The sequence below is a fragment of the Mucilaginibacter rigui genome (assembly GCF_014773275.1).
GTDB classification, from domain to species: domain Bacteria; phylum Bacteroidota; class Bacteroidia; order Sphingobacteriales; family Sphingobacteriaceae; genus Mucilaginibacter; species Mucilaginibacter rigui_A.
Genome location: NZ_JACWMW010000011.1, coordinates 1 through 3,845, shown reverse-complemented (window position 1 = coordinate 3,845; position 3,845 = coordinate 1). Strand labels below are relative to the sequence as shown.

1 tRNA gene and 2 rRNA genes are annotated in these 3,845 nt (G+C 47.5%); all 3 read left to right on the top strand.

The features are described from left to right. Positions 1–114: 114 nt before the first annotated feature. Positions 115–191: transfer RNA gene (locus tag IDJ75_RS21060), tRNA-Ala, on the top strand. A gap of 270 nt (positions 192–461) precedes the next feature. After that, positions 462–3,343: ribosomal RNA gene (locus tag IDJ75_RS21055) — 23S ribosomal RNA — on the top strand. A 207-nt stretch (positions 3,344–3,550) separates the two neighbouring features. Further along, a 5S ribosomal RNA gene (rrf, locus tag IDJ75_RS21050) occupies positions 3,551–3,662 on the top strand. The last annotated feature ends 183 nt before the right edge of the window (positions 3,663–3,845 follow it).

Here is a 3,845-nt window from a genome sequence, read left to right as displayed (position 1 = left end):
CAGCAGTTCAAATCTGCTCGGGACTACTAAAGGCGAGTTAAAAGTCGAAAGTTAAAAGTCGAAAGTCGAAAAGACTTGGTACTAAAGACTTCAGGCTTCGGACTTAATCTGAAAGGGGGATTAGCTCAGCTGGCTAGAGCACCTGCCTTGCACGCAGGGGGTCAACGGTTCGAATCCGTTATTCTCCACCACACCCACCGTTTCCTGAAAGGGATAGGATATCATGCAAGTTATGTATCGCTGATACATATTGGGTAAAGTTCTTTGACATATTGGAAGAAGTAATTAAAACAAGAAAACAACAGTAGAGACGGTTGTTGGCTTTAGACCTTGAGAAAGGGGTTACAGATAAGAGATGGACAGCTTCGGCAAAAAGTCTTGGTTCTTGATTCAACTATCTTGACTCTAAACGACGATCATATCAAAAAGCATACCGTGCGGCGCAAAAGGCGCACGAGTAGAAGAAAGTAAGAAAGGGTACACGGGGGATGCCTTGGCTCTCAGAGGCGATGAAGGACGTGATAAGCTGCGATAAGCCGCGGGGATTAGCAAATATGAATTAATCCGCGGATTTCCGAATGGGGAAACCTAGCTAGTTGAAGACTAGTTGCATAAATGCGCAAACCTGCTGAACTGAAACATCTAAGTAAGCAGAGGAAGAGAAAATAATAATGATTTCCTGAGTAGTGGCGAGCGAAAGGGAAGAAGCCCAAACCGGTTATGTTACGGCATAACCGGGGTTGTAGGACCACAACATGAATATCAAAATGAACCGGAACGGGGTGGGAAACCCGGCCATAGAGCATGAGAGCTGCGTACGGGTAAGTAATGATAGGATAGTGGTATCCTGAGTACCGCGAGGTCGGAGACGCCTTGTGGGAATCTGCCGGCACCATCCGGTAAGGCTAAATACTCCTGAGAGACCGATAGTGAACCAGTACCGTGAGGGAAAGGTGAAAAGAACCCCGAACAGGGGAGTGAAATAGAACCTGAAACCGTGTACTTACAAGCGGTCGGAGCACCTTCGTGGTGTGACGGCGTGCCTTTTGCATAATGAGCCTACGAGTTACTCCTCTCTGGCAAGGTTAAGTGTTTAAGACACGGATCCGAAGCGAAAGCGAGTCTGAAAAGGGCGTATAGTCAGAGGGGGTAGACGCGAAACCTTGTGATCTACCCATGGACAGGTTGAAGGTGCCGTAACAGGTACTGGAGGACCGAACCGATAAACGTTGAAAAGTTTCCGGATGATCTGTGGGTAGGGGTGAAAGGCTAATCAAACTGGGAAATAGCTCGTACTCCCCGAAATGTTTTTAGGAACAGCGTGGTGGTTAAGTTATACAGAGGTAGAGCTACTGATTGGGTGCGGGGGAGTCAAATCCTACCAAATCCAGACAAACTCCGAATGCTGTATAATATACACTGCAGTGAGGCTATGGGTGCTAAGGTCCATGGCCGAGAGGGAAAGAACCCAGACCATCAGCTAAGGTCCCCAAATTAACGCTAAGTTGAACTAACGAGGTCCGATTGCACAGACAGCTAGGATGTTGGCTTGGAAGCAGCCATTCATTTAAAGAGTGCGTAACAGCTCACTAGTCGAGCGATCGGGCATGGATAATAAACGGGCATTAAGCGTTATACCGAAGCTATGGATTATATCTCACGATATACTGGTAGGGGAGCATTCTAATTGCCGGTGAAGCAGGAAAGACAATTGACTGTGGAGGAATTAGAAAAGCAAATGTAGGCATAAGTAACGATAAGGCGGGAGAGAAACCCGCCCACCGAAAGACTAAGGTTTCCTGATCAACGCTAATCGGATCAGGGTTAGTCGGGGCCTAAGGTGAAGCCGAAGGGCGTAGCCGATGGACAACTGGTTAATATTCCAGTACTTTTTATAACTGCGATGCGGTGACGGAGTAGTGACACTGACGCGAACTGACGGAATAGTTCGTTAAAGGCCGTAGGTATAGGAGAGGTAGTTAAGTACGCCACTCTTGCTGAAAGCTGATAGTATACTGAGCCTTCGGGTAAGGTAATAGTTCAGGTAATCAGACTTCCAAGAAAACCCGCTAAGCTTCAGGTTATAAAAACCCGTACCGTAAACCGACACAGGTAGTCGAGGAGAGAATCCTAAGGTGCTCGAGTGAATCATGGCTAAGGAACTCGGCAAAATGGCCCTGTAACTTCGGGAGAAGGGGCGCTGGTAGCAATATCAGCCGCAGTGAAAAGGCCCAGGCGACTGTTTAACAAAAACACATGGCTATGCAAAATCGAAAGATGACGTATATGGCCTGACACCTGCCCGGTGCCGGAAGGTTAAGAGGGGATGTTATTCGCAAGGAGAAGCATTGAATCGAAGCCCCGGTAAACGGCGGCCGTAACTATAACGGTCCTAAGGTAGCGAAATTCCTTGTCGGGTAAGTTCCGACCTGCACGAATGGTGTAACGATCTGGGCGCTGTCTCAGCCATGAGCTCGGTGAAATTGTGGTATCGGTGAAGACGCCGGTTACCCGCAACGGGACGGAAAGACCCCATGCACCTTCACTACAACTTAACATTGATATCGGATACAGGATGTGTAGGATAGGTGGGAGGCTGTGATCCTGCTTCGCTAGGAGTAGGTTAGCCAACGTTGAAATACCACCCTTTCTGTATTTGGTGTCTAACTCGATCATGTCGAGAACATTGTTTGGCGGGTAGTTTGACTGGGGTGGTCGCCTCCAAAAAGGTAACGGAGGCTTTCAAAGGTAAGCTCAGTACGCTTGGTAACCGTACGCGGAGTGCAATAGCATAAGCTTGCTTGACTGTGAGGCAGACAAGCCGAGCAGGGTCGAAAGACGGATATAGTGATCCGGTGGTTCTGCATGGAAGGGCCATCGCTCAAAGGATAAAAGGTACGCTGGGGATAACAGGCTGATCTCCCCCAAGAGCTCATATCGACGGGGAGGTTTGGCACCTCGATGTCGGCTCGTCACATCCTGGGGCTGGAGAAGGTCCCAAGGGTTGAGCTGTTCGCTCATTAAAGTGGCACGCGAGCTGGGTTCAGAACGTCGCGAGACAGTTCGGTCCCTATCTGTTGTGGGCGTTGGAAGTTTGAGTGGGGCTGACCTTAGTACGAGAGGACCGGGTTGGACTAACCTCTGGTGAATCTGTTATGCCGCCAGGTGTACTGCAGAGTAGCTACGTTGGGAATAGATAAGCGCTGAAAGCATCTAAGTGCGAAACTAGCCACAAGATGAGACTTCCATTGAGGATCGTAGCAGACTACTACGTTGATAGGTTACAGATATAAAGGTGGTGACATCAAAGTCGAGTAATACTAATAATCCGAAGCTTTCTCATAGCAGGTAAAGAGTGGTGCGTAAATAGTTCTTACGGACTTACGCACCACTGTAAACAAAGCTGTTGTTTTCTTAAATTACTTACTTCTTTCAATTATGTTTAAGTTTATTGGCTAGTGAATAGTTAGATTAAGTGAATAGAGAATAGTTGTAAAACTGTTCAACCATTTACCACTTAAGCTAATCAACCAATCAACTATAAAAATATTCAGGTGCCTATATCGGCGGTGTCCACCTCTTCCCATTCCGAACAGAGAAGTTAAGCCCGCCAGAGCCGATGGTACTGCAGTAAAATGTGGGAGAGTAGGTCGGTGCCCAATCTTAAAGTTAAACCCGTTATCCAAAAGATAACGGGTTTCTTTGTTTAAAGCTTTTTTCCAATAACGCCTTAAAACGCCCCCAAAACGTCCTTAAACGCCCTCGGACCTCACCGGGTGTTCACGTTCACTGCCGTGAACACTTGTCAATACCATCAATAGGCTTATTATCAGCTGTTTATTGTA